Origin of the sequence: Allocoprococcus comes (genome assembly GCF_013300725.1) — a bacterium.
Lineage (GTDB): Bacteria > Bacillota > Clostridia > Lachnospirales > Lachnospiraceae > Allocoprococcus > Allocoprococcus comes_A.
The window spans coordinates 1-441 of sequence record NZ_JAAIMM010000117.1 but is presented as its reverse complement, the minus strand read 5'-3'; the positions used below and the strand labels follow the sequence as shown (position 1 = coordinate 441).

The window sequence follows — 441 nt, the reverse complement described above, 5'->3', positions numbered from 1 at the left end:
CTTCTCTGCTCCATATAACGCTCGATTCCAAGTCCACGGTTATTCATGTATTTTTTTGTATTTTCCAATCTGTCAAATCTTGAAACTCTTGAAGTGAAATACACATCTTCTGCTCCCTCAAAAATCCCATCAATCTGACATTTTGTCATATAATCAGCGATCTCATCGCCTCTCTCCGGATCCAGATGCTTTTCAAAAATAACTTCTTCATCAAATGTAAAATAAATCCCACATCCACACAGATATCCATCAAATGGAAGTTTTTTCAGTTCCACCGGAACACTGCAGTACGTTCTTCCTGTATTGATAAACAAAAAATGTCCTGCGTCGTGTGCCCTTTTAAGTGCATCTATCGTACTTGCGGGAATCTCTTTTGTAATCTCACTGAGTACGGTCCCATCAATATCAAAAAATAATGCTGCTCTATTCATTCTACCTTTC

General features: G+C 38.1%; 1 protein-coding gene. It reads right to left on the bottom strand.

Annotation, left to right across the window (positions count from 1 at the left end):
* A partial coding sequence (locus G4407_RS16330; protein ID WP_173689712.1) for an HAD hydrolase family protein occupies window positions 1-431 on the bottom strand: 431 nt, incomplete at its 3' end.
* Window positions 432-441 lie beyond the last annotated feature (10 nt).